Genomic DNA, 22,918 nt, shown 5'->3' with positions numbered 1-22,918 from the left:
CCCCTTCCGGTGCCGCCGGCCGCGACCACCGTCGCGCCCCCCGCACCACCAGAAACGAGCACCACCCGCAATGCCCGCTTCCCGCGTCAAGTCCCCCCACCTCCTGGTCGCCGAATCCGGCGCCGACCGCGAAGGCCACGGCCTGAAGCGCACAATGGGGCTGTTCCAGCTCGTCTGCTTCGGCGTCGGCGCGATCGTCGGCACCGGCATCTTCGTCGGGCTGTCCGACTCGGTCGCCGAGGCCGGCCCGGCCGTCGTGGTCTCCTTCGTCCTGGCCGCGATCACCTGTGTCTTCACCGCGTTCGCCTTCGCCGAGCTGGGCGGCGCCATCCCGGTCTCCGGCTCCTCGTACTCCTTCGCCTACGCCGGACTCGGCGAGCGCACCGCCTTCCTGGTCGGCTGGTGCCTGCTCCTGGAGTACGGCGTCTCCGTCTCCGCGGTCGCCGTCGGCTGGAGCCAGTACGTCAACGAACTGCTCGACAGCGTGCTCGGCGTCCACCTCCCGCACGCGCTCTCCGCCGGCCCCGGCGACGGCGGCGCGGTCAACCTCCCGGCGGTGATCGTCATCGCCCTGGCCTGCGTGCTCCTGGTGCGCGGCGTGCGGGAGAGCGCCCGCGCCACGGCCGCGATGGCCGTCCTCAAGCTGGCCGTCCTGATCGCCTTCTGCGCCATCGGCTTCTACGCCTTCGAGGACGGCAACCTCAGCCCGTTCTCCCCGGCCGGCCTCGGCGGCATCGGCGCCGGCACCACGGCCGCCTTCTTCTCGTACATCGGCTTCGACGCGATCACCACGGCCGGCGAGGAGGCCAAGAACCCGCGCCGGGACATCCCCATCGCGATCCTGGTCTGCATCGGCCTGGTCACCCTGCTGTACTGCGCGGTCGCCGTGGCCGCGATCGGCGCGGTCGGCGGCGACCAGGTCGGCGACCGGCCCGCGGCCCTCTCCTACGTCGTGAACGAGGTCACCGGCTCCGCCGTCGGCGGCGGCGTGGTCGCCTTCGGCGCGGTCGTCGCCATCGCCTCCGTCGTGCTCGCCGTGATGTACGGCCAGACCCGCATCCTGATGTCCATGTCCCGGGACGGCCTGATCCCGCGCGTCTTCGAGAAGGTCTCGCCGCGCACCGCGACCCCCGTCGCCGGCACGCTCATCGTCGGCGTGCTCTTCGCCCTGCCCGCGGCCTTCGCCCCGCTCGACGCCGTGGTCAACCTCTGCACCATCGGCACGCTGGCCACCATGGCCGCCGTCAACGTCGCCGTGATCGCGCTGCGCCGCCGCGAGCCGGGCCTCGCCCGCACCTTCCGCGTGCCGCTCTACCCGGTCACGCCGCTGCTCGGCGTCGGCTTCTGCCTGTACCTGATCTACGAGACGGGCGCGGCGACCTGGCTCCAGTTCGCGGTGTTCCTCGCCGTGGGCCTGCTGGTGTACGCCGCCTACGGGCGCCGGCACTCCCGCCTGGCCCGGGCGGACACGGACGTCACTCCGAGGGACCCCGCTGAGCGGGTACCGCAGGAAGCCTGAACCAGACCGCCTTGCCCGCCCCGGTGGGCCGGTGACCGCAGGACGAGCTGAGGGCGCGGATCAGCAGCAGACCGCGCCCGTGCTCCTGCCAGGGGTCGGGCGGCTCCTTGTCCGGGCGGGTGAGGTCGCCGGGCGGCGACGGGTCCGGGTCGTGGACCTCCACCTGGCAGCTGGTCGGCATCAGCTCCACGACCAGCTCGATCGGCGACCCGCCCGCGGTGTGCTCGACGGCGTTCGCCACCAGCTCCGCCGTGAGCAGCTCCGCGGTGTCGCCGTCGGCCGTGTGCTCCAGCTCGGACAGCGCCGTACGTACCAGGGCGCGGGCCACCGGCACGGCCGCGGCGGAGTGCGGCAGCGCGATGCGCCAGGAGGCGGGGGCGGAAGGGTGATCGTGCACGGCGGGTCCGTTTCGTGGAGCAGGCGGTCCTGTCCTGCTTTCAACCTTATGAATGGTACGGCGCCACCGGCAGAGCCGTTCGACGGGCACCGCCCGGGACCTTCGGCCCGGCCCTCACGCGCCCGTCGCTCCTATCGCGCACCCGTGACGACAGTCACAGAACGGTGATAGCTTCGAGTGTCATGAGTCCCTTCACCGGCTCCGCCGCCCCCACCTCCGACTGGCGGCACCTGCGCGTCGACCTCACCGACGGCGTCGCCACCGTCACCCTCGCCCGCCCCGACAAGCTCAACGCGCTCACCTTCGAGGCCTACGCCGACCTGCGCGACCTGCTCGCCGAGCTGTCCCGTGAGCGGTCCGTGCGGGCGCTGATGCTGGCGGGGGAGGGGCGCGGCTTCTGCTCCGGCGGCGACGTCGACGAGATCATCGGCGCCACGCTCTCCATGGACACCGCCCAGCTCCTCGACTTCAACCGCATGACGGGCCAGGTGGTGCGGGCGGTACGGGAGTGCCCGTTCCCGGTGATCGCCGCGCTGCACGGCGTCGCCGCCGGGGCGGGGGCGGTCCTCGCGCTGGCCGCCGACTTCCGCGTTGCCGACCCGTCCGCCCGCTTCGCCTTCCTCTTCACCCGCGTCGGCCTCTCCGGCGGCGACATGGGCGCGGCGTACCTGCTGCCGAGGGTGGTGGGCCTCGGCCACGCGACCCGGCTGCTGATGCTCGGCGACGCGGTGGGGGCGCCGGAGGCCGAGCGGATCGGCCTGATCAGCGAGCTGACCGACGAGGGCCGCGCCGACGAGGCAGCCCGGACCCTCGCCCGCCGCCTGGCCGACGGCCCGGCCCTCGCCCACGCCCAGACCAAGGCCCTCCTCACGGCAGAGCTGGACATGCCGCTCGCGGCAGCGGTGGAACTGGACGCGTCGACCCAGGCCCTCCTGATGAACGGCGAGGACTACGCCGAGTTCCACGCGGCCTTCACAGAAAAGCGACCCCCGAAGTGGCAAGGGAGGTAGGGCATGTCTTCAACGCAGGGGGGCGTGCCGGCCTCAGGGGCGCGGGACAGCGTCGATATGCGGCTCCGCCGCGGGGCGCGACCAGCCACCACGCCGCCGCACCCGCCCGCGACGACAGGCCACCCCCTACGCACCGCGATCATCGGCGGAGGCCCCGGCGGCCTCTACACCGCCGCCCTCCTCAAACGCCTCGCCCCCGACCGAGAGGTCACCGTCTGGGAACGCAACGCCCCCGACGACACCTTCGGCTTCGGCGTGGTCCTCTCCGACGAAACCCTAGGCGGCATCGAACACGCCGACCCGGCGGTGTACGCGGCCCTCCAGGCCGACTTCGTCCGCTGGGACGACATCCACATCACCCACCGAGGCACCCGCCAGACATCCGGAGGACACGGCTTCGCCGCCCTCGGCCGCCGCCGCCTCCTGGAGATCCTGCACGACCGCTGCCGCTCCCTCGGCGTCGACCTGCGCTTCCGCACCGAGGCCCCGCCCCCGGACCGGCTGGCGCGGGAGTACGACCTGGTCGTCGCCGCCGACGGCGTACACAGCGCCACCCGCGACACCTACCGCGACGCGTTCCGCCCCCACCTCACCGCCCACCGCTGCCGCTACATCTGGCTGGCCGCCGACTTCGCCTTCGAGGCCTTCCGCTTCGACATCGCCGAGACCGAGCACGGCGTGATGCAACTGCACGGCTACCCCTACGCGCCCGACGCCTCCACCGTCATCGTCGAGATGCGCGAGGAGGTCTGGAAGGCCGCCGGCTTCGACGAGCTTGGCGAGGCCGAGTCCACCGCCCGCTGCGCCAAGATCTTCGCCGACGCCCTCGGCGGCCGGCCGCTGAAGTCCAACAAGTCGGCGTGGACCACCTTCCGCACCGTCGTCAACGAACGCTGGTCGCACGGCAACGTCGTCCTGCTCGGCGACGCCGCCCACACCGCCCACTTCTCCATCGGCTCCGGCACCAAGCTCGCCGTCGAGGACGCCCTCGCGCTCGCCGCCTGTCTGGAGGAACAGCCCACCCTGGAGCAGGCCCTCACCGCCTACGAGGAGGAGCGGCGACCCGTCGTCGCCTCCACCCAGCGGGCGGCCAAGGCCAGCCTGGAGTGGTTCGAGGACCTGCCCCGGTACCTCGGCCAGCCGCCCCGCCGCTTCGCCTTCAACCTGCTCACCCGCAGCCGTCGCGTCACCCACGACAACCTCCGGCTGCGCGACGCCCGCTTCACCGGGTCCGTCGAGCGCGAGTTCGGCTGTCCGCCCGGCACGCCCCCGATGTTCACCCCGTTCCGGCTGCGCGGACTGACCCTGCGCAACCGCGTCGTCGTCTCCCCGATGGACATGTACTCGGCCGCCGACGGCGTACCCGGCGACTTCCACCTGGTTCACCTGGGGGCGAGGGCCCTGGGCGGCGCCGGGCTGGTGATGACGGAGATGGTGTGCGTCAGCGAGCAGGGCCGCATCACCCCGGGCTGCGCGGGCCTCTACACCGGCCGCCAGGCCGAGGCGTGGCGGCGGATCACGGACTTCGTGCACGCGCAGGCGCCCGGCACCGCGATCGGCGTGCAGCTCGGGCACAGCGGTCGCAAGGGCTCGACCCGGCTGATGTGGGAGGGCATGGACGAACCGCTCCCCGAGGACAACTGGCCCCTGGTGGCCCCCTCCCCGCTGCCGTACAAGCCGGGAGGCCAGGTCCCGCGCGAGCTGACCCGGGCACAGCTCACGGACGTGCGCGAGCAGTTCACGGCCGCCGCCCGCCGCGCCGCACGGGCCGGGTTCGACCTGCTCGAACTGCACTGCGCCCACGGCTACCTGCTCTCCGGCTTCCTCTCCCCGCTCACCAACCGCCGCAGCGACGCCTACGGCGGCTCACCGGAGAAACGGCTCCGCTTCCCGTTGGAGGTCTTCGACGCCGTACGCGCCGAGTGGCCCGAGGACCGGCCCATGACCGTACGCGTCTCCGCGACGGACTGGGCCGAGGGCGGCACGAGCCCCGAGGAGGCCGTGGCCGTCGCCCGCGCCTTCGCGGCACACGGCGCCGACGCCGTCGACGTGTCCACGGGGCAGGTCGTGGCCGAGGAGCGGCCGGAGTTCGGGCGCTCGTACCAGGCCCCGTACGCCGACCGCATCCGGCACGAGGCGGGTGTTCCGGTGATCGCCGTCGGCGCGATCTCCTCCTGGGACGACGTGAACTCGCTGATCCTGGCCGGCCGCGCCGACCTGTGCGCCCTCGCCCGCCCCCACCTCTACGACCCGCACTGGACGCTGCACGCGGCGGCCGAGCAGGGCTACGAGGGGCCGGGCGTCGTATGGCCGGCCCCGTACCGGGCGGGCAGCCGCCGCCCGGTGACCGGACGCACCGACGCCCCCAAGCCGAGGCTCACGCTGCACGGCGGACGTCAGGACGCGTAGCCCCAGGCCGCGCTCACCGGTCGCAGCGGGCCGGCGATCTCGTCGTCGGCGGGCAGCGCGCGGCCCGGCTGGACGGTGCCGGTGCGGATGTTGTCCCGCCAGTCGCCGAGGCCCCGGACCAGCTCGCCGTCGCTCTTGCGGCCGTAGTCGAGCATGGCCGGGTCGTAGTCGACGTCCAGGAACGCGCACAGGCGGCGCATCTCCCGCTCGGGGGCGTCGGTGATGTCCTCGTAGCGCACGGTGAAGCCGTCGGAGTCGGCCGTGCGGGCCTCCTCGACGGCGTTCACGTAGGGCAGCACCTCGCCGACGGCCTTGTCGTACGGCCGCTTGACGGGGTCGCTCTCGTGCCAGGAGCGGGCGATCGACTCGGGGTGGCGCAGCAGGAAGACGAAGCGCGCGTCGGGCCAGCAGTCCTTCAGGCGCCGGAACATGTAGACGTTGGCCGGGGTCTTCTCCACGACGAAGTCCTTGCCGGACCTGGTCAGCTCCCGGTGCATGACGCGGTCCCACAGCAGGTGCTCCAGGTCGCCGCGTTCCAGGCCGAGGGTGCTCATCGCGCGCTGGGAGAACCAGTTGGTGCAGACGACCTCCATCCGGCCGAGGTGCAGCTCGTGCGGGGCGTGCAGCCGGGGATGGGCGCCCATCATCATGCGCAGCAGGGTGGAGCCGGAGCGGATCGAGGAGATGATGAAGACGGGCCGTCGCAGCAGCCGCTCGGTCGCCAGCTCCCCAGGTGGCGGACACCGGTAGGCGGGCGCGGGCCGCTGGGCGGGTTCCGGCGCGGCGGACGTCTTCTTCCCCCTCGCTCGGTGGGGAGCTCTCCGTACCTGGAGGCCGGTGGCGGCGGTGAGGGCCCGGTTCAAGTTACGTGCGAGACTCATGCGTCCGCACGGTAGGTGACGAATCTGAGAAGAGGGTCTGAGAAGGCTGAGGGTTCCTCGTTCACCGTGAAATGTGACGAGAGTCACTGAGGGGGTGCGGTGTCGAGCGCGGCGTAGACCGCCCCCGCGTCGCGCAGCCGCTCGTGCAGCGCGTGGAAGACGGCCGCCGAGCGCGTACCGGGCCATCCCTCGGGCAGCAGCCGCGAGGGCAGACCGGGGTCGGCGTACGGCAGGTGGCGCCAGGAGTCCAGCGCGAGGAGGTAGTCGCGGTACGCCTCCTCGGGCGGGGTGTCGGCCCGGCGTTCCCAGTCGCGCAGCACGCGTGCGTGGCGGTCGAGGAACGCCTCGTGCTCCTTGGCGACCGCGGCCAGGTCCCACCAGCGGGCCACCGCCTCGGCGGTCGGCGTGAAGCCCAGGTGCTCACCGCGGAAGAAGTCCACGTAGGGCTCCAGGCCCAGGCGCCCCAGCGTGTGCCTGGTCTCCTCGTACAGGCGGGCGGGCGCGATCCACACGCCGGGGGCCGCGGTGCCGAAGCCCAGCCCCGCCAGGCGGGAGCGCAGCACGTGCCGCTTCTGCCGCTGCGACTCCGGCACCGAGAACACCGCGAGCACCCAGCCCTGGTCCTCGTAGGGTGCCGTGGCGTAGATGCGCCGGTCCCCGTCGTCCAGCAGCTGCCGGGCCTCGGGGGAGAGTTCGTAACCCGCCGCACCCTCGGCGGTGCGGGCGGGCAGCAGCAGTCCGCGCCGTTTCAGCCGGGACACCGACGAGCGTACGGAGGGGGCGTCCACCCCCACCGCGGCCAGCAGCCGGATCAGCTCGGCGACGGGCACCGGGCCCGGCGCGAAGCGGCCGTAAGCGCCGTAGAGCGTGACGATCAGGGACCTCGGGGCGTGCTGCGCGTGCTGCTCGGACACGTTGATCATCTTAGGTTGTCGTCATCACGCCTGGTCACCCCGGGGACGGCCGGACGGCGGGAGCAGCCGGTAGCGCTGGAGCTTCCCGGTCGCCGTGCGCGGCAGCGCGTCCGGGAAGTGGATCTCGCGCGGGCACTTGTACGGCGCGAGCTCGGCCCTGAGGAAGGCGCGCAGCGCGTCGGCGTCCCGCTCGGCGCCCTCCCGCAGCACCGCGTGGGCGACCACGACCTGCCCGCGGTGCGCGTCGGGCCGTCCCACCACCGCCGCCTCCACCACGTCCGGGTGGCGCAGCAGGGCGTCCTCCACCTCGGGCCCGGCGATGTTGTACCCGGCGGAGATGATCATGTCGTCGGCGCGGGCCACGTACCGGAAGTACCCGTCGGGCTCCCGCACGTAGGTGTCCCCGGTGATGTTCCACCCGTCCCGCACGTACTCCCGCTGCCGCGGATCGGCCAGGTACCGGCAGCCCACCGGTCCCCGCACCGCCAGCAGCCCCGGCTCCCCGTCGGGCACCGGGACCCCGGCCTCGTCCTGCACGCGCGCGTGCCACCCCGGCACCGGGACGCCGGTCGTGCCGGGCCTGATGTCACCGTCGGCCGCGGAGACGAAGATGTGCAGCAGCTCGGTGGCGCCGATGCCGTTGATGATGCCCAGTCCGGTGCGGTCGTGCCAGGCCCGCCAGGTGGCCGCGGGCAGGTTCTCGCCCGCCGAGACGCAGCGCCTGAGGCTCGTCACGTCGTACGCGTCCACCTCGTCGAGCATCGCGCGGTACGCCGTCGGCGCGGTGAACAGCACCGACACCCGGTGCTCGGCCACGGCGGGCAGCAGCTGCCGGGGGCCCGCCTGTTCGAGCAGCAGCGCGCTCGCTCCCGCCCGCATCGGGAAGATCACCAGCCCGCCCAGGCCGAAGGTGAAACCGAGCGGCGGACTGCCCGCGAAGACGTCGTCCGGGCGCGGCCTGAGCACGTGCGCGGAGAAGGTGTCGGCGATCGCCAGCACGTCGCGGTGGAAGTGCATGCAGCCCTTGGGCCGGCCGGTGGTGCCGGAGGTGAACGCGATCAGGGCCACGTCGTCGGCCGCCGTGTCCGCGGCCGGATACGGCGTACCGGGCTCCGTGCCGGACTCCACGCGGGTCAGCAGGTCGTCGGGCGCGTCACCGCCGTACGTCGCGATCCGCAGCCCCGGCACCTCCGCCTTGGCGAGGTCGTCGACGGACCGGACGTCGCACAGCGCGTGCCGCACCCGGGCGATCCCGCAGATCGCGCGCAGCTCGTGCGGGCGCTGCTGGGCGAGCACGGTGACCGCCACCGCGCCCGCCTTCAGCACCGCCAGCCAGCAGGCCGCCAGCCACGGGGTGGTGGGGCCGCGCAGCAGCACCCGGTTGCCCGGGACGACCCCGAGGTCGCCGGTGAGGAGCTGCGCGAGCCGGTCGACCCGCGCCCGCAACTGCCCGTACGTCCAGCGGTCGCCGGAGGCGGTGCGGAAGACCGGGCGGTCGTCGGGCGGGCCGGTGAGCAGCTCGGTCGCGCAGTTCAGCCGGGCGGGGTAGCGCAGCTCCGGCAGATCGAAACGGAGCTCGGGCCACTGCTCGGGGGGCGGCAGGTGGTCGCGCGCGAAGGTGTCGGCGTGGCCGGAGCGGTGCGGCTCCGCGCGGTGCGTCTGCGCCATGGCGGTTCGCCCCCTTTGTCGTGGTGGGCTCGCGCAACGAGCGTATCGTGTTGGTGACGGCAGTCAACGGTGCGCGATAGCCTCGGGCGTGGCCCGGCGCGCAAGGGGCACGGAAGGCAGTAGGCGGAAGCAGCGGGGGGCCGTAGCGGGGGACGTGCAGGGGAAGGGACCGTCGATGACCGCATTCTCGCTCGAACCGGCACAAGCCGCCTGGTGCGCCGAGTTGCGCGCCCTGGCCGCCCAACGGCTGCGCCCGCTGGCCGAGAAGGGCGAGCCGGGCCGGGTGAACCGCGCCCTCCTCGCCGAACTCGGCGTCCTCGGGCTGCTGCCCCGTCTGTTCGCCTCGGGCGCCCTCGACCTCTGCCTGATGCGCGAGTCGCTGGCCCACGCCTGCACGGAGGCCGAGACCGCCCTCGCCCTCCAGGGCCTCGGCGCCCACCCCGTCCACGCCCACGGCACCGAGGCACAGCGCGCCCGCTGGCTCCCCCGGGTGAGCGACGGCAGCGCGGTCGCCGCCTTCGCCCTCAGCGAGCCCGGCGCCGGCTCGGACGCGGCGGCGCTGACCCTCGGGGCGGAACCCGGCGCGGACCGGGCGGACGCCGACGCGCCCGACTCCGGCGGGCCGCCCGGCGCTCGGCCCGCCGCTGCCTCCTTGGCCGCCCACCGCGACGGCCCCGCCGCCTGGCGGCTCACCGGCGAGAAGTGCTGGATCTCCAACGCCCCCGAGGCCGACTTCTACACCGTCTTCGCCCGCACCACCCCCGGCGCCGGCGCCCGCGGCGTCACCGCCTTCCTCGTGCCCGCCGACCGCCCCGGCCTCACCGGCACCCCCCTCGACATGCTCTCCCCGCACCCCGTCGGCGCCCTCGCCTTCGACGCCGTCCCCGTCACCGCCGAAGACGTCCTCGGCGAGGTCGACCGCGGCTTCCGGGTCGCCATGGACACCCTCAACCTGTTCCGCCCCAGCGTCGGCGCCTTCGCCGTCGGCATGGCGCAGGCGGCCCTCGACGCCACCCTCGCGCACACCACCGCCCGCGAGGCCTTCGGCGGCCGACTGCGCGACCTGCAGACCGTCGCCCACCAGACGGCCGAGATGGCCCTGCGCACCGAGGCGGCCCGTCTGATGGTCTACGCGGCGGCCACGGCGTACGACGACGGCGCGCCGGACGTCCCGCGCCGCTCCGCGATGGCGAAGCTCCTCGCCACCGAGACCGCCCAGTACGTCGTCGACCGCGCCGTCCAGCTGCACGGCGCCCGCGCCCTGCGCCGCGGCCACCTCCTCGAACACCTCTACCGGGAGGTGCGGGCCCCGCGCGTCTACGAGGGCGCGAGCGAGGTGCAGCGCGGCATCATCGCCAAGGAGCTGTACCGCACTCTGGACGCGACGACCGAGGAGGCCGGAAGTTGACCGCCGAACGGCTGAACCCGCCCGAACTCTCCCCGCCCGCCGGCTTCTCCCACGCCGTCGTCGCCACCGGTACCCGCGTCGTGTTCCTGGCCGGCCAGACCGCCCTGGACACCGACGGCAAGGTCACCGGCGACACCCTCCCCGCCCAGTTCGAGCAGGCCCTCACCAACCTCCTCACCGCCCTGCGCGCCGCCGGCGGCACCCCCGCCGACCTGGCCCGCGTCACCGTCTACGCCACGGACGTCGCCGCCTACCGCACCCACGCCGCCGAACTCGGCCGCACCTGGCGCGAACTGGCCGGCCGCGACTACCCGGCGATGGCGGTCGTGGAGGTCGTACGCCTGTGGGACGAGCGGGCGTTGGTGGAACTGGACGGGTTCGCCGTACTGCCGTAGCCGAGCCGCGCCGCCTAGAGTTCGGGCATGCCGGACATCCAGCTGACCGCGGGAACCATCGAGTACGAGGACACCGGCGGCGAGGGCCCCGTCGTCGTCCTCCTCCACGGCCTCGTCCACGACGCCACCGTCTGGCGCAACGTGATCGCCGACCTGCGCACCGACCACCGGGTGATCGCCCCGACCCTGCCCTACGGCGCCCACCGCCGCCCCATGTCCCGGCCGCCCACACCGGACCTCGTCAACGAGCTGATCGCGGAGTTCCTCGACCGCCTGGACCTCACCGGCGTCACCCTGGTCGAGAACGACTGCGGACGTGCCCAGACGGTGGCGGCCCGGCACCCGGAGCGGCTCGCACGGCTGGCCCTGATCGCGTGCGAGGCCTTCGACAACTACCCGCCGGGACTGCCCGGGAAGATGATCGGCGCCGCCTGCCGGGTGCCCGGCGGCGTGTCCCTGCTGGTCCGAGTGCTCGGGCTGAAGCCGCTGCGCCGGCTCCCCGTCGGCATCGGCGCGCTCACCAAGCGGCCCGTGCCGGACACGATCGTCGACGGCTGGCTGCGCCCGCTGCGCACCGACCCAGCGATCCGGCGCGACTTCCGGCACTACAACACGCATGTGCGCCGTGACGAACTGCTGGCGGCCGCCCAGGGGCTGCGGCGCTTCGAGCGGCCCGCTCTCGTCGTCTGGGCGACCGAGGACCTGATGATGCCCCGCGCCCACGGCCGGCGGCTGGCCGGACTGCTGCCGCGGGGCCGGCTGGTGGAGATCGAGGACACCCGGACACTCGTCGCCGAGGACCAGCCGGAACTGCTCGCCTCGCTGCTGCGGGAGTTCATCGCCGAGAAGCCCTGAGCCCCGCACCGGGCACGGCCGGTCAGGCCGCCATCGCCAGTCGCCCGGCCGGCACCCGGCGCGGCCCGACCACCCGGCCGTCGGGCCGCAGCTCGCCGGTGTCGTCGAAGACGATCGTGCCGTCGCACAGCAGGCTCCACCCCTGCTCGGGGTGGGCGGCGACGACGTGCGTGGACGCCGGTCGCGCGGCGGGGGAGCCGGCCGCGGGGCAGGAGGACCGGTGGGTACACATGGCGCACCTCCACATCGGGAGACCGTCCCGTCGTCGGGACCGTCGCATGCACAGACCGTGCGCCCGGCACCGGGTCATCGCCAAGACCCGGCCCGCAAGCGTGACAACACCCGGACAACCCGGCGACCGTTCCACGACGGCCGAAGCGGACCCGCCACCGTGAGAGCCCGGACGGGACTCGCCACCGAAGGGGTGACGGTCACCCCCGCCGGCCCGTCCGCCCGGTACCAGTGGAACCCCCCATTCCACACCCGACCGGGAGGTCCCCATGCCCGTACGATCCGCGGCCCTCGCCACGGCCGCCGGCGCCGCCCTCTTCCTGCTGGCCGCCCCCGCCGCGACGGCGGCCCCGCACGACGCCCGCCACGTCACGGAGTCGGTGACGGTCGACCCGACCGGCCGCATCGCCGCGGACGGCACCGTCACCCTGTCCGGCACCTACCGCTGCACCGCGGGTACCGGTCCCGTCTACGTCAGTTCCACGGTCAGCCAGAGCGACCCGTCGGTCCGTTACGGCGTCGGCGGCACCCGCGCGGTCTGCGACGGACTGGAGCACCGCTGGGTCAACACGGGCACACCCGACTCGGTCACCCTCAAGCCCGGCGCGGCCCACGTCGAAGCCACCCTGATGGAGCTGCGCCCCGTGGGCATCGTGCCGCTCCCCAGCTTCCACGCGCGGCACGGCCAGGACGTGACCCTGGTCCAGGGCTGAGCCCTCGACGCCGCGGGCCCCCGCACCAGGTCGGTGCGGGGGCCCGCGGCATCGGCGGCCGTGGTCAGGGACGCTTCCTGGCCTCCGGGCCCGGCCGCGGCGAGCGCGGGGGACGCTGCCGCTGCTGCGGCAGGGACACCGGGTCCGGAGACGCCGGGCCGGCCGTCCCGGACGTGTCGCGTTGCCGGTGGCGCGGCACCACCGCCCGCCGGGGCGGGCGGGTCAGCGTGATCTGCCGCACGATCTGCTGGAAGCAGACCAGCGAGGCCAGCCCCGGCAGGGCGGCGGCCGCCGCGTCGCTCAGTGTTCTGGGTGCCTGGGCGACGCACAGCAGCATCGCGATGGCCGAGAACAGCAGGACCACCGCCCAGGAATGGACCGCGCGGCGCTGGTGCAGCGCGGACCGCAGCACGGCCAGCGACGCCACCAGCCAGGGCCCGTAGACCAGCAGCGGCCACCAGGACACGACGCTGCCGCGGGTGCGGGTCACGGCTGCCAGGCGCAGGGGTTCATAGGCCACCATGCCGCCGAACAGGCTCACGGAGGCCGCGATGACCGCGGCGAGCGCCGCCACGAACAGGCTCGCGGCGCGCAGCCGGCTCACCCTTCTGCGGATCCTGCGATGACTCGTGGGTGTCTCCCGCAACGGCGGCAGCTCGGCCGTGATCTCCTGCAGGTTGCTCAGCGGTGTGCCGGGCGCGGGGGCGAGGGCCGAGGCGTCCGGGCCGTGCGGCGAGGGGGGCTGCTGCTCCATCGCGTCCTGGAGCAGGAAGGCGAGCTCCTCGGCGGGGTCCCAACCGGGCTCCGGCGGGACCAGGGTTTCCTGGAAGGCCTCTTCGGGGGCGCGGTGCCGTCCGGTTCCCGTGGAACGGAGCTGGCCCTCGCCGTAGGACAAGTGGTGCTGGAACTGTTCCTCGTGCATGACGTCCGGGATCACTCCGCCCGGGTGTACGTGAGGGTCCCCTGGGACCGCCCCCAGCGCTCGGCGAAGCCGGCCTCGAGGTCGGCCATGACGGCCAGGAAACGCCGCAGCACGGGCTCCGTCACCCGGAGCGGGACGGGGAGTCCGCCTCTGGTCAGAGTTCCGTCGCTCGGTGACGGCCAGTGGTTTCTGCCAGGCCGGTAGGTGTATGGGCCAAGCGTCACCAATTCCCCGTTTTCCTTGGTCATATCCGAAGTAACGTCTGCCTTGTCCGTCGGATGCGCGGCAGTCGAGTGAACGAATTCTGCGATACTTACCCAATCCAGAATTCACACCGGCTCGAAAGTATCGCTGTACGAAAAGCCGGAATGCGGGCCGGAATCAGGGGGGAGACGGCAGTGCGAACCGCACGCCGGTCAGCTCTTCCGACCGCTCCCACAGGCGGCGGTCTGGCTGCGGGCCGACCGCTGCGGCCGACGGCCGCACCCGCCCCGGCCCGCCGCGCAGCTCCGCGAATCCGACCGGACCGATGAACTCACCGCCCTCGACGTCCGGGGCGGTCTCCGCGTACGGCTGGGGCAGGGTGCCCCGCCCCGCGGGCTGGGCGAGCGGGGCGAGAAGGCGGCCGAACAGGAACTTCACCATGCCCACCGGAGCCCCGGTCTGCAGGTTGGTGGAGGCGTGTCCGGGATGGGCGAGGGCGCTGTGCACGGGGCTGCCGGCCGCGGTCAGCCGTCGGTGGTGTTCCCGGCCGAATGCGGCGTTGGCGAGCTTCGACTGGTTGAAGAACGCCATGGGGGAGTATCGGCGTTCGCCGGAGAGGTCGTCGAAGCGCAGGCGCCCCAGACGGTGATTTGCCGAAGTCACCGTGACCAAGTCACCGTGACCACGCGGGGATCGTCGCCGGCGGTCAGGAGGTCGAGCAGCAGGCCGGTGAGAGCGAAATGGCCGAGGTGGTTGCAGGCGAATTGCAGCTCATGGCCCTGCGCGCTCAGGGTGCGGGGCGGTGCCATCACGCCCGCGTTGTTGACGAGTACGTCCACCCGGGAGTGGTCGGCGTGCAGCCTGAACGGCCGGCCGGCGCCCCGGCGCGATGTCCCGGCTCCAAGGGATCGCACGCCGCACCCCCTTCGTTCCGTCAAGGTGTGAAGGGGCCCCGAGGCCGGAACGGGGCACAGCCGACGATTCGTTGCCTGTTGCGCCCGTGTTCTGTGCGATCCGTTGACAGCCGAGTTCAGAAGTCTTAATTTCCGCATCCTGAGAGCGCTCTCAAGCGCTCCGTTCTCCCCACTGCGCCACACCGACGAGCCCCTACCTCTCGATGACACGAGGTGTGCCCCATGCGTATCCCCCGACCAAGGACGGCTGCCGCAGCGGTCCTGACCGCCGCACTGGCGGCCGTGGGCCTCGGCCCGGCCGCGACACCGGCGGCGGCCGCCACCGTCCCGGTAGGAGCCGGGAGTTACTCCGACACCAGACCGGCCGGCACGACCGGCCCCACGACCAACACCGGTACACCGGTCACCCCCAAGGTCACGCAGGCGGCCAAGGGCAAGCCGGTGCCCACCAACGACTGGTGGTCCTCCCTCGCCTTCCAGCGCTACGGCGACAACCCCTACTCCACGCCCATGTACGGCCACCCGCTCACCTACCAGGCCGTCTCCGGCGGCCTGGAGGTCGGCTACCCGACCAGCCCCACCGTCGTCGGCGAGGGCCGCCAGTACGAGTACGCGCACAAGCGCGACCTCACCCTCGGCCTGAGCGGACTCAACTCGCCCGACGCCAAGGCCGACGCCTGGTCCGACTGGACGGTCACCCCGTACTGGTCCGACGGCACCCGCACCCTGCGGACCACCATCGGCCACGGCATGCCCTTCGTCTACGCCCAGGGCTCCGGCGGCAACGCCCAGATCACCACCGCGGCCCCGCCGACCGTCTTCGCCGACCAGGGCAACACCCTCGGCATCACGGTCGGCGGCCACCACTACGCGCTCTTCGCGCCGACCGGCAGCGACTGGAACATCTCCGGCACCACGATCACCGCCGGACTCGGCGGCAAGGACTACTTCTCCCTCGCCGTACTGCCCTCCACCGACGCGCTCGCGACCTTCCGCAGGTACGCGTTCAGCTTCGTCACCGGATCACAGGTCGACTGGAGTGCGTCCGGCGGTACGGTCGGCGCCACCTACCGGCTCACCACCGAGGCCAAGGAGGGCACCGAACGCGGCACCCTCCAGGCCCTCTACCGGCACCAGTGGCTCCACACCACCGACGCCCTCACGCCCCACACCTACGTCTCCCCCCGCGGCACCATGAAGGTCCGCGAGGGCGCCTCGTTCACCACCCGCCAGAAGGCCGCCCCGGCACTGCCCGCGCTGCCCAGGACCGGCGCCGTCGACACGACCCGGCTGCGCACGTACCTTTCCGAGGTCGCGAACTCCTCCGACCCGTTCTCCGGGGCCACGGACACGTACTGGACCGGAAAGGCACTGGGCAAGATCGCCCAACTGGTGCCGCTCGCCGACCAGATCGGCGACACCGCGGTCCGCGACAAGCTCGTCGGCCTGCTCAAGGGCCGCCTCCAGGAGTGGTTCACCGCGGGCGGCGCGAGCGAGTTCTCCTACGACAAGGACTGGAAGACCCTCATCGGCTACCCCGCCTCCTACGGCAGCGACGCCGAGCTCAACGACCACCACTTCCACTACGGCTACTACGTGTACGCCGCCGCGATCGTCGCCCAGTACGACGCCGCATGGGCCGCCGACTCCGCGTGGGGCGGCATGGTCAAGACCCTGATCCGCGACACCGCCAACGCGAGCCGCACCGACAGCGCCTTCCCGTTCCTGCGCGGCTTCGACGTCTACGCCGGGCACAGCTGGGCCTCCGGCCACCAGGGCTTCGCCGCCGGCAACAACCAGGAGTCCTCCTCGGAGTCCACCAACCTCAGCGCGGCGCTCGTGCTCTGGGGCTCGGCCACCGGCAACGCCCAGCTGCGCGATCTCGGCAGTTACCTGCTCGCCACCGAGAGCGAAGCGATCGCCCAGTACTGGTTCGACGCCGACCAGCAGGTCTTCCCCGGCTCCTTCACCCACGACACGGTCGGCATGGTGTGGGGCAGCGGCGGGGCGTACTCCACCTGGTGGACCGCCAACCCGGAGGAGATCCACGGCATCAACGTCCTGCCCGTGACCGCGGGCGGCTCCCCGCACCTCGCCGGGCACAAGGACGCGATCCGGCGCAACATCGCGGAGATGGAACGCGAGAACGGCGGGCCCGCCGTCGAGTGGCGCGACATCCTCTGGGAGTTCCAGTCGCTGGCCGACCCGGCTGCCGCGAAGGCGAAGTGGGACGCCGGGAACGCCGGGTACACCCCGGAGGCGGGCGAGTCCAAGGCGCACACCTACCACTGGCTCACCACCCTGGACGCGCTCGGCGCCCCCGACCCGTCGGTCACCGGCGACCTGCCCACGTCCGCGGTGTTCAGCAAGAACGGCACCCGTACCTACGCCGCCCACAACCACGGCGCCACGGCCCGCACCGTCACCTTCTCCGACGGCAAGACGCTCACCGTCCCCGCGCGTTCCACCGCGACCGGGACCGGCACCGACACCGGCGGCCCGGACCCCGAGCCGCCCACCGGCAACACCTTCCAGCTGCGCTCCGGCGGCGCCCTCACCACGGCCACCGGTGGCACGGCCGGCACCGACACCATCCCGTCGGCCGAGGGCGCCAACCACGACGGCACTCCCAACAAGCCGCTCGTTTACGAGGCCCGGGGCGTCAACGCCACCCTCAAGCCGGGCGCGTCCACCACGTTCCGCCTCCCCGTGGACGCCGGCACCGCGGTCGGTCTCGGCCAGCAGGCCCGTATCAGCTACGACCTCACCGGCGACGGCACCTTCGACCGGACCGAGACGTACCACTACTTCGCCACCGACCCGGTGACGGGCTGGGAGGAGTACAACCACACCCGTGGCCTGAAGGCCGCGACCGGCACCCTGGGAGACCTCCGCGGGGGGACGGTACGGCTCGAGGTGTGGAGCGCGATCGGCAACGGGAGCGCGCGGCTGCGCACCGGCAGCGACACCTCCGTGGTGGTCATTCCCTACGAGTGACGCACGCGGCGGCCTCCGAGGCTGACGGTGGCGGGGGGGGGGGGGGGGGCCCCCCCCCCCCCCCCCGCCACCGTCGCGACAGTTCCTCAGGTCAGGGACCAGCGCTGGTTGCTTCCGTTCGAGCAGGAGTAGAGCTGGACCAGGGTGCCGTTGGCGGTGCCGCCTGCGACGGCGTCGAGGCAGAGGCCGGACTGGACGCCGACGACGGACCCGTCGGAGTTGAGCCGCCACTTCTGGTTGTCGCCGCCCCAGCAGCTGTAGATCTGGACCTTGGCGCCGTTGCCGGTGCCGGCCGCGTCCAGGCACTTGTCGCCGTAGACCCTGAGTTCACCGGCGTCGGTGTACGTCCACCGCTGGTTGGTGCCGCTGTGGCAGTCCCACAGCTGGAGCTGGGTGCCGTCGGTGGTGCCGGCGCCGGGTACGTCCAGGCAGCGACCGGAAGCGACGCCCTTGAGCTGACCGGAGTCCGCAGGGGGTGTGGTGGAGCCGCCGTTGAGTGCGTTGAGGACTGCGCTGTAGGCGGGCTTCTTGCTGCCGTCACCGTTGAACAGCAGCGGCGTCTGCTCCGATCGCCAGGAGTCGGTGTCGCGCACACCCCAGACGGTGACGCCGAGGCAGCGCTCGACGGCCAGGCAGTCGTTGATCACGTTGGCGTACGTCGAGGCCGGGGCGCCCTGGATGTCGAGTTCGGTGACGGCCACGTCCACGCCGAGCGCGGCGAAGTTCTGCAGGGTGGTCCGGAAGTTGGCGTCGTAGGGGCTGCCGCTGTTGAAGTGCGACTGGAATCCGACGCAGTCGATCGGCACGCCGCGCTGCTTGAAGTCCCGGACCATCGCGTACATGGCCTGGGTCTTGGCCCAGTTCCAGTTCTCGACGTTGTAGTCGTTGTAGCAGAGCTTGGCTTGTGGGTCGGCGGCGCGCGCGGTACGGAAGGCGACCTCGATCCAGTCGTTGCCGGTGCGCTGCAGGTTGGAGTCCCGCCGGGCTCCCGAACTGCCGTCGGCGAAGGCCTCGTTCACGACGTCCCACTGGCTGATCTTGCCCTTGTAGTGGGCCATCACGCCGTTGATGTGGTCGATCATCGCCTGGCGCAGCGCGCCGCCGCTGAGGCTCTGCATCCAGCCGGGCTGCTGGGAGTGCCAGGCCAGGGTGTGGCCGCGCACCTCCTTGCCGTTCTGCACCGCCCAGTTGTAGACGCGGTCGGCGGCGGTGAAGTCGAACCGGCCCCGCTGCGGTTCGGTGGCGTCGATCTTCATCTCGTTCTCGGCCGTCACCGAGTTGAACTCACGGTTCGCGATCGAGGTGTACGTCGAGTCGCCCAGCTTGCCCGAGGCGATGGCGGTGCCGAAGTAGCGGCCGCTCTGCGCCGCCGCTGCGCCGAGGGTGCTCTCGGCGGCGTGTGCGGTCGGCGGCGCGGCCAGCGCGGTGACCGCACCGAGGACACCGACGACCAGTGCCAGCAGCAGGCCGCGGATCTTCCGGTGGAAAACGGGTCTGGGAAGGGCGTAGGAGCCCATCACTGTGCCTCCAAGGTAGGGATCAGGGTGGCGCCACTTCGCGATGTCGTGCCGTGGCCGGTCCCTCAGCCAGGAATGATTGAGGCACTGACCACGCGACGTCAACGCGTCCGACCAAAAAGTTTCAGGGTTATCTTCGAAACTTTCGGTCCGGGCTCGACTCCAGTACTACGTAGGTCTCCTGGGGGACGCGGAGCCTTCACGCGCACGCGGGGAACGGCCGAGATCACGGCCTTCGTGGCCAAAAGTTTCGGCTTACCAGTCGACGCATGCGAGAAGGGTTGACGCCGTTCGCCGGTTCCCTATCATTCAGGTCGCCCGACAAGTCGACCCGTGTTCGATATCGCGGACATGCAGTCTCTATGCGCATGTCATGGCCTCGCCAATTCAGGTGTGGCCGGAACCGCCTACTCAAGGGTGAGGAAGTCCCATGCACCGAGGAAGTTCTCGCCGCGGGCATACGTCCGCGGTGCTCGCGTCCGTGGTCGCGGCTCTGGCCGCGTTGGCGGCGATGCTCGTCGCCGTCCCGGCTCAGGCGGCCTCCAGCGGCTCCCTGCGCGGTGTCGGTTCGAACCGGTGCCTCGACGTGCTGGGCGGCAGTCAGGCCGACGGCACGCTTCTGCAGATCTACGACTGCTGGGGCGGGAGCAACCAGCAGTGGACGTCGACGGACTCCGGCCGGCTCACCGTGTACGGCGACAAGTGCCTGGACGTTCCGGGGCACGCCACCGCGCCCGGTACGCGGGTGCAGATCTGGACCTGCTCCGGCGGCGCGAACCAGCAGTGGCGGGTGAACTCCGACGGCACGGTCGTAGGAGTGGAGTCGGGACTGTGTCTGGAGGCCGCGGGGTCCGGTACGGCCAACGGCACGGCGGTGCAGATCGGCAGGTGCGGCGGCGGCAGCCACCAGAAGTGGTCGGGTCTGTCCGGGACGCCGCCGACGGACGGGGAGTGCGCCCTGCCGTCGGCCTACAGCTGGTCGTCGACGGGTGCGCTGGCGCAGCCGGCGAACGGGTGGGCCGCGGTCAAGGACTTCACCACCGTGACACACAACGGCAAGCACCTGGTCTACGCGTCGAACGTGTCCGGATCGTCGTACGGCTCGATGATGTTCAGTCCCTTCACCGACTGGTCGGACATGGCCTCGGCGGGACAGACCGGGATGAGCCAGGCCGCGGTGGCGCCCACGCTGTTCTACTTCGCCCCCAAGGACATCTGGGTGCTGGCGTACCAGTGGGGTTCGTGGCCCTTCATCTACCGCACGTCGAGCGACCCCACCAACCCCCACGGCTGGTCCGCTCCGCAACCGCTGTTCACCGGCGCCATCTCCGGCTCGGACACCGGCCCCATCGACCAGACGCTCATCGCCGACGGCCAGAACATGTACCTGTTCTTCGCGGGCGACAACGGCAGGATCTACCGGGCGAGCATGCCGATCGGGAACTTCCCGGGCAACTTCGGCTCGTCGTACACGACGATCATGAGCGACACGAAGGCCAACCTGTTCGAGGGCGTACAGGTCTACAAGGTCCAGGGACAGAACCAGTACCTCATGATCGTCGAGGCGATGGGCGCCAACGGGCGCTACTTCCGCTCCTTCACCGCCTCCAGCCTGAGCGGCTCGTGGACCCCGCAGGCCGCGAGCGAGAGCAACCCCTTCGCGGGCAAGGCCAACAGCGGCGCCACCTGGACCAACGACATCAGCCACGGTGACCTGGTCCGCAACAACCCCGACCAGACCATGACCATCGACCCCTGCAACCTGCAGTTCCTCTACCAGGGCAAGTCCCCCACGGCGGGCGGCCCCTACGACCAACTGCCGTGGCGGCCCGGTGTCCTCACCCTGAGGCGCTGAACCCGTCGGCGCACGGTGACCGCGGGTCCCCGGCCGGGCGCCGGCCGGGGACCCACGGGTCTCAGATGTCCCGGAAGATCTCGATCTGCGCCCCGATCGAGTTCAGCCGCTCCGCCAGGTCCTCGTACCCCCGGTTGATGACGTACACGTTGCGCAGCACCGACGTGCCCTCCGCCGCCATCATCGCCAGCAGGACGACCACGGCGGGGCGCAGGGCCGGCGGGCACATCATCTCGGCGGCGCGCCAGCGGGTGGGGCCCTCGACCAGGACCCGGTGGGGGTCCAGGAGCTGGAGGCGGCCGCCGAGGCGGTTCAGGTCCGTGAGGTAGATCGCGCGGTTGTCGTAGACCCAGTCGTGGATGAGGGTCTGGCCCTGGGCGGAGGCCGCGATGGCCGCGAAGAAGGGGACGTTGTCGATGTTGAGGCCGGGGAAGGGCATCGGGTGGATCTTGTCGATCGGCGCCTCCAGCTTCGACGGCCGGACGGTCAGGTCCACCAGGCGCGTGCGGCCGTTGTCCGCGAAGTACTCCGGCGTGCGGTCGTGGTCGAGGCCCATCTCCTCCAGGACCGCCAGCTCGATCTCCAGGAACTCGATGGGGACCCGGCGGACCGTCAGCTCCGACTCCGTGACCACCGCGGCGGCCAGCAGGCTCATCGCCTCGACCGGGTCCTCGGAGGGGGAGTAGTCCACGTCGGCGTCGATGACCGGCATGCCGTGGACGGTGAGGGTGGTGGTGCCGATGCCTTCGACGCGGACGCCCAGGGCCTCGAGGAAGAAGCAGAGGTCCTGGACCATGTAGTTGGAGGAGGCGTTGCGGATGACGGTGACGCCGTCGTGGCGGGCGGCGGCCAGCAGGGCGTTCTCCGTCACCGTGTCGCCGCGCTCGGTCAGGACGATGGGGCGGTCCGGGCGCACCGTGCGGTCGACCACCGCGTGGTAGTGGCCCTCGGTCGCGGCGACGTCCAGGCCGAAGCGGCGCAGCGCGATCATGTGCGGCTCGATGGTGCGGGTGCCGAGGTCACAGCCGCCGGCGTAGGGCAGCCGGAAGCGGTCCATGCGGTGCAGCAGCGGGCCGAGGAACATGATGATGGAGCGGGTGCGGACGGCGGCCTCGGCGTCGATGGCCTCCATGTCCAGCTCGGCCGGCGGCACGATCTCCAGGTCGGTGCCGTCGTTGATCCAGCGGGTGCGGACGCCGATGGAGTTCAGCACCTCCAGGAGGCGGTAGACCTCCTCGATGCGGGCGACCCGGCGCAGCACCGTGCGCCCCTTGTTGAGCAGCGAGGCGCACAGCAGCGCCACGCAGGCGTTCTTGCTGGTCTTGACGTCGATGGCGCCGGAGAGGCGCCGGCCGCCGACCACACGCAGGTGCATCGGGCCCGAGTAGCCGAGGGAGACGATCTCGCTGTCCAGCGCTTCGCCGATACGGGCGATCATCTCAAGGCTGATGTTCTGGTTGCCGCGCTCGATGCGGTTGACGGCGCTCTGACTGGTGTTGAGCGCCTCCGCAAGCTGTGACTGGGTCCAGCCGCGGTGCTGCCGGGCGTCACGGATGAGCTTGCCGATGCGTACGAGGTAGTCGTCTGCCATGAGGTTGAGGCTATCTCAGATATGAGATGGCGCCTCTCGGGGGGTCCGTTCGGGTGACGGGGCATCAAGGGTCTCGGCGACCCTCAACGGCCGCCTCGGCGCCGCTTGCCGGTCGTCGTGCGGCGCCACCCGAAAGGTCCGGGCAAATCCATCGATGTCGTACGGCGTCCGGTGCTGCTGCGGGTGTGGCGCGGGCCGTTCCCGCCGCCGGTCGTGACGGACCACGAGCGTTTGTTGATGTTCAGCCGCACTCCGGGGAGGATCCGGAAGCTCTTGCGGAACGTGAGCGGCATCGTGCCCCCTTCCGAGTTGTGCCGGACGCGCGCGCCCGGCACAACTCGGATACCCCCGACCGGCGTACTGATGGCCGCACGGGTCACCCGGGATGGGGTGCACGCCACACCGCGCCCGGGCATGACCAGTCCGCCCCCATGTACTAGAGTTATCTCGACATCGAGATATCTGCCGAGGCGCACCGAAGCCGCACGCCGCTGCCGGTCGAATGGTAAGGGTTACCT

General features: G+C 72.1%; 18 protein-coding genes and 1 pseudogene. 9 read left to right on the top strand and 10 right to left on the bottom strand.

The window, feature by feature from the left end; genetic code table 11:
* Window positions 1-70: 70 nt before the first annotated feature.
* Complete coding sequence (locus ACFW47_RS17385; protein ID WP_386276726.1) at window positions 71-1,519, top strand: amino acid permease; 1,449 nt, start codon at window positions 71-73, stop codon at window positions 1,517-1,519.
* On the opposite strand, the gene ACFW47_RS17380 is transcribed toward ACFW47_RS17385, so the two are convergent.
* Window positions 1,476-1,916 (bottom strand): ATP-binding protein, encoded by a 441-nt coding sequence (locus ACFW47_RS17380; RefSeq protein WP_386276724.1) that lies wholly within the window; start codon window positions 1,914-1,916, stop codon window positions 1,476-1,478. The genes ACFW47_RS17385 and ACFW47_RS17380 overlap by 44 nt on opposite strands.
* A gap of 182 nt (window positions 1,917-2,098) precedes the next feature.
* On the opposite strand from ACFW47_RS17380, the gene ACFW47_RS17375 reads away from it, so the two are divergent.
* Both ACFW47_RS17375 and ACFW47_RS17370 read left to right on the top strand, forming a co-directional pair.
* The gene (locus ACFW47_RS17375; protein ID WP_386306189.1) at window positions 2,099-2,926 is read left to right on the top strand and encodes an enoyl-CoA hydratase family protein; all 828 of its coding nucleotides are present in this window, start codon (window positions 2,099-2,101) and stop codon (window positions 2,924-2,926) included.
* A 3-nt stretch (window positions 2,927-2,929) separates the two neighbouring features.
* Entirely contained in the window at window positions 2,930-5,335 is a 2,406-nt protein-coding gene (locus tag ACFW47_RS17370; protein WP_386306188.1) for a bifunctional salicylyl-CoA 5-hydroxylase/oxidoreductase, read from the top strand.
* Here ACFW47_RS17370 and ACFW47_RS17365 read toward each other — a convergent pair.
* The 3 genes from ACFW47_RS17365 to ACFW47_RS17355 form a co-directional block, all read right to left on the bottom strand.
* The gene (locus ACFW47_RS17365; protein ID WP_386276718.1) at window positions 5,323-6,216 is read right to left on the bottom strand and encodes a sulfotransferase family protein; all 894 of its coding nucleotides are present in this window, start codon (window positions 6,214-6,216) and stop codon (window positions 5,323-5,325) included. The genes ACFW47_RS17370 and ACFW47_RS17365 overlap by 13 nt on opposite strands.
* An 83-nt stretch (window positions 6,217-6,299) precedes the next feature.
* On the bottom strand, window positions 6,300-7,139 hold the full coding sequence (locus ACFW47_RS17360; protein WP_386276716.1) for a PaaX family transcriptional regulator C-terminal domain-containing protein: 840 nt from the start codon (window positions 7,137-7,139) through the stop codon (window positions 6,300-6,302).
* Between the two features lie 15 nt (window positions 7,140-7,154).
* Entirely contained in the window at window positions 7,155-8,861 is a 1,707-nt protein-coding gene (locus ACFW47_RS17355) for an AMP-binding protein (protein WP_386277188.1), read from the bottom strand.
* 112 nt (window positions 8,862-8,973) lie between these two features.
* Here ACFW47_RS17355 and ACFW47_RS17350 point away from each other — a divergent pair, with 112 nt between their 5' ends.
* From ACFW47_RS17350 to ACFW47_RS17340, 3 genes are read left to right on the top strand one after another with little or no spacing between them, the layout of a single operon-like run.
* A complete protein-coding gene (locus ACFW47_RS17350; protein ID WP_386276714.1) occupies window positions 8,974-10,206 on the top strand; it encodes an acyl-CoA dehydrogenase family protein in 1,233 nt (410 codons plus the stop codon).
* Window positions 10,203-10,601 carry a RidA family protein gene (locus ACFW47_RS17345; RefSeq protein WP_386306187.1) on the top strand — a complete coding sequence of 133 codons (399 nt, stop codon included), beginning with the start codon at window positions 10,203-10,205 and terminating at the stop codon, window positions 10,599-10,601. The genes ACFW47_RS17350 and ACFW47_RS17345 overlap by 4 nt, the downstream gene beginning before the upstream one ends.
* A gap of 27 nt (window positions 10,602-10,628) precedes the next feature.
* Window positions 10,629-11,456 (top strand): alpha/beta fold hydrolase, encoded by an 828-nt coding sequence (locus ACFW47_RS17340; RefSeq protein ID WP_386276710.1) that lies wholly within the window; start codon window positions 10,629-10,631, stop codon window positions 11,454-11,456.
* 22 nt (window positions 11,457-11,478) lie between these two features.
* Here ACFW47_RS17340 and ACFW47_RS17335 read toward each other — a convergent pair whose 3' ends face one another.
* Window positions 11,479-11,688, bottom strand: a complete 210-nt coding sequence (locus tag ACFW47_RS17335; protein ID WP_386276708.1) for a DUF5999 family protein — start codon at window positions 11,686-11,688, stop codon at window positions 11,479-11,481.
* Between the two features lie 268 nt (window positions 11,689-11,956).
* On the opposite strand from ACFW47_RS17335, the gene ACFW47_RS17330 reads away from it, so the two are divergent.
* Entirely contained in the window at window positions 11,957-12,400 is a 444-nt protein-coding gene (locus tag ACFW47_RS17330; protein ID WP_386276706.1) for a DUF6299 family protein, read from the top strand.
* A 64-nt stretch (window positions 12,401-12,464) separates the two neighbouring features.
* Here ACFW47_RS17330 and ACFW47_RS17325 read toward each other — a convergent pair whose 3' ends face one another.
* Both ACFW47_RS17325 and ACFW47_RS17320 read right to left on the bottom strand, forming a co-directional pair.
* Window positions 12,465-13,322, bottom strand: coding sequence for a hypothetical protein (locus ACFW47_RS17325; protein ID WP_386276704.1), 858 nt, complete (start codon window positions 13,320-13,322; stop codon window positions 12,465-12,467).
* Between the two features lie 381 nt (window positions 13,323-13,703).
* Window positions 13,704-14,389 (bottom strand): annotated as a pseudogene (locus ACFW47_RS17320) (SDR family NAD(P)-dependent oxidoreductase); the annotation flags it as partial.
* A 273-nt stretch (window positions 14,390-14,662) separates the two neighbouring features.
* Here ACFW47_RS17320 and ACFW47_RS17315 point away from each other — a divergent pair.
* A complete protein-coding gene (locus tag ACFW47_RS17315) occupies window positions 14,663-17,437 on the top strand; it encodes a glycosyl hydrolase (protein ID WP_386306186.1) in 2,775 nt (924 codons plus the stop codon).
* Between the two features lie 86 nt (window positions 17,438-17,523).
* Here ACFW47_RS17315 and ACFW47_RS17310 read toward each other — a convergent pair whose 3' ends face one another.
* On the bottom strand, window positions 17,524-18,954 hold the full coding sequence (locus tag ACFW47_RS17310) for an endo-1,4-beta-xylanase (RefSeq protein ID WP_386306185.1): 1,431 nt from the start codon (window positions 18,952-18,954) through the stop codon (window positions 17,524-17,526).
* 430 nt (window positions 18,955-19,384) lie between these two features.
* Between ACFW47_RS17310 and ACFW47_RS17305 the strand changes: the two genes are divergently transcribed.
* Entirely contained in the window at window positions 19,385-20,809 is a 1,425-nt protein-coding gene (locus ACFW47_RS17305; protein ID WP_386276697.1) for a non-reducing end alpha-L-arabinofuranosidase family hydrolase, read from the top strand.
* 61 nt (window positions 20,810-20,870) lie between these two features.
* Here ACFW47_RS17305 and ACFW47_RS17300 read toward each other — a convergent pair whose 3' ends face one another.
* A complete protein-coding gene (locus ACFW47_RS17300) occupies window positions 20,871-22,400 on the bottom strand; it encodes a UDP-N-acetylglucosamine 1-carboxyvinyltransferase (RefSeq protein ID WP_073732162.1) in 1,530 nt (509 codons plus the stop codon).
* A gap of 83 nt (window positions 22,401-22,483) precedes the next feature.
* Window positions 22,484-22,693 carry a DUF4236 domain-containing protein gene (locus ACFW47_RS17295; RefSeq protein WP_386276693.1) on the bottom strand — a complete coding sequence of 70 codons (210 nt, stop codon included), beginning with the start codon at window positions 22,691-22,693 and terminating at the stop codon, window positions 22,484-22,486.
* Between the last annotated feature and the right edge of the window lie 225 nt (window positions 22,694-22,918).

This window comes from Streptomyces sp. NPDC058796, from assembly GCF_042745235.1.
In the GTDB taxonomy this organism is placed as follows: Bacteria; Actinomycetota; Actinomycetes; order Streptomycetales; family Streptomycetaceae; genus Streptomyces.
The sequence above is the reverse complement of the archived record's forward strand: the minus strand, read 5'-3'. Positions and strand labels throughout refer to the sequence as shown.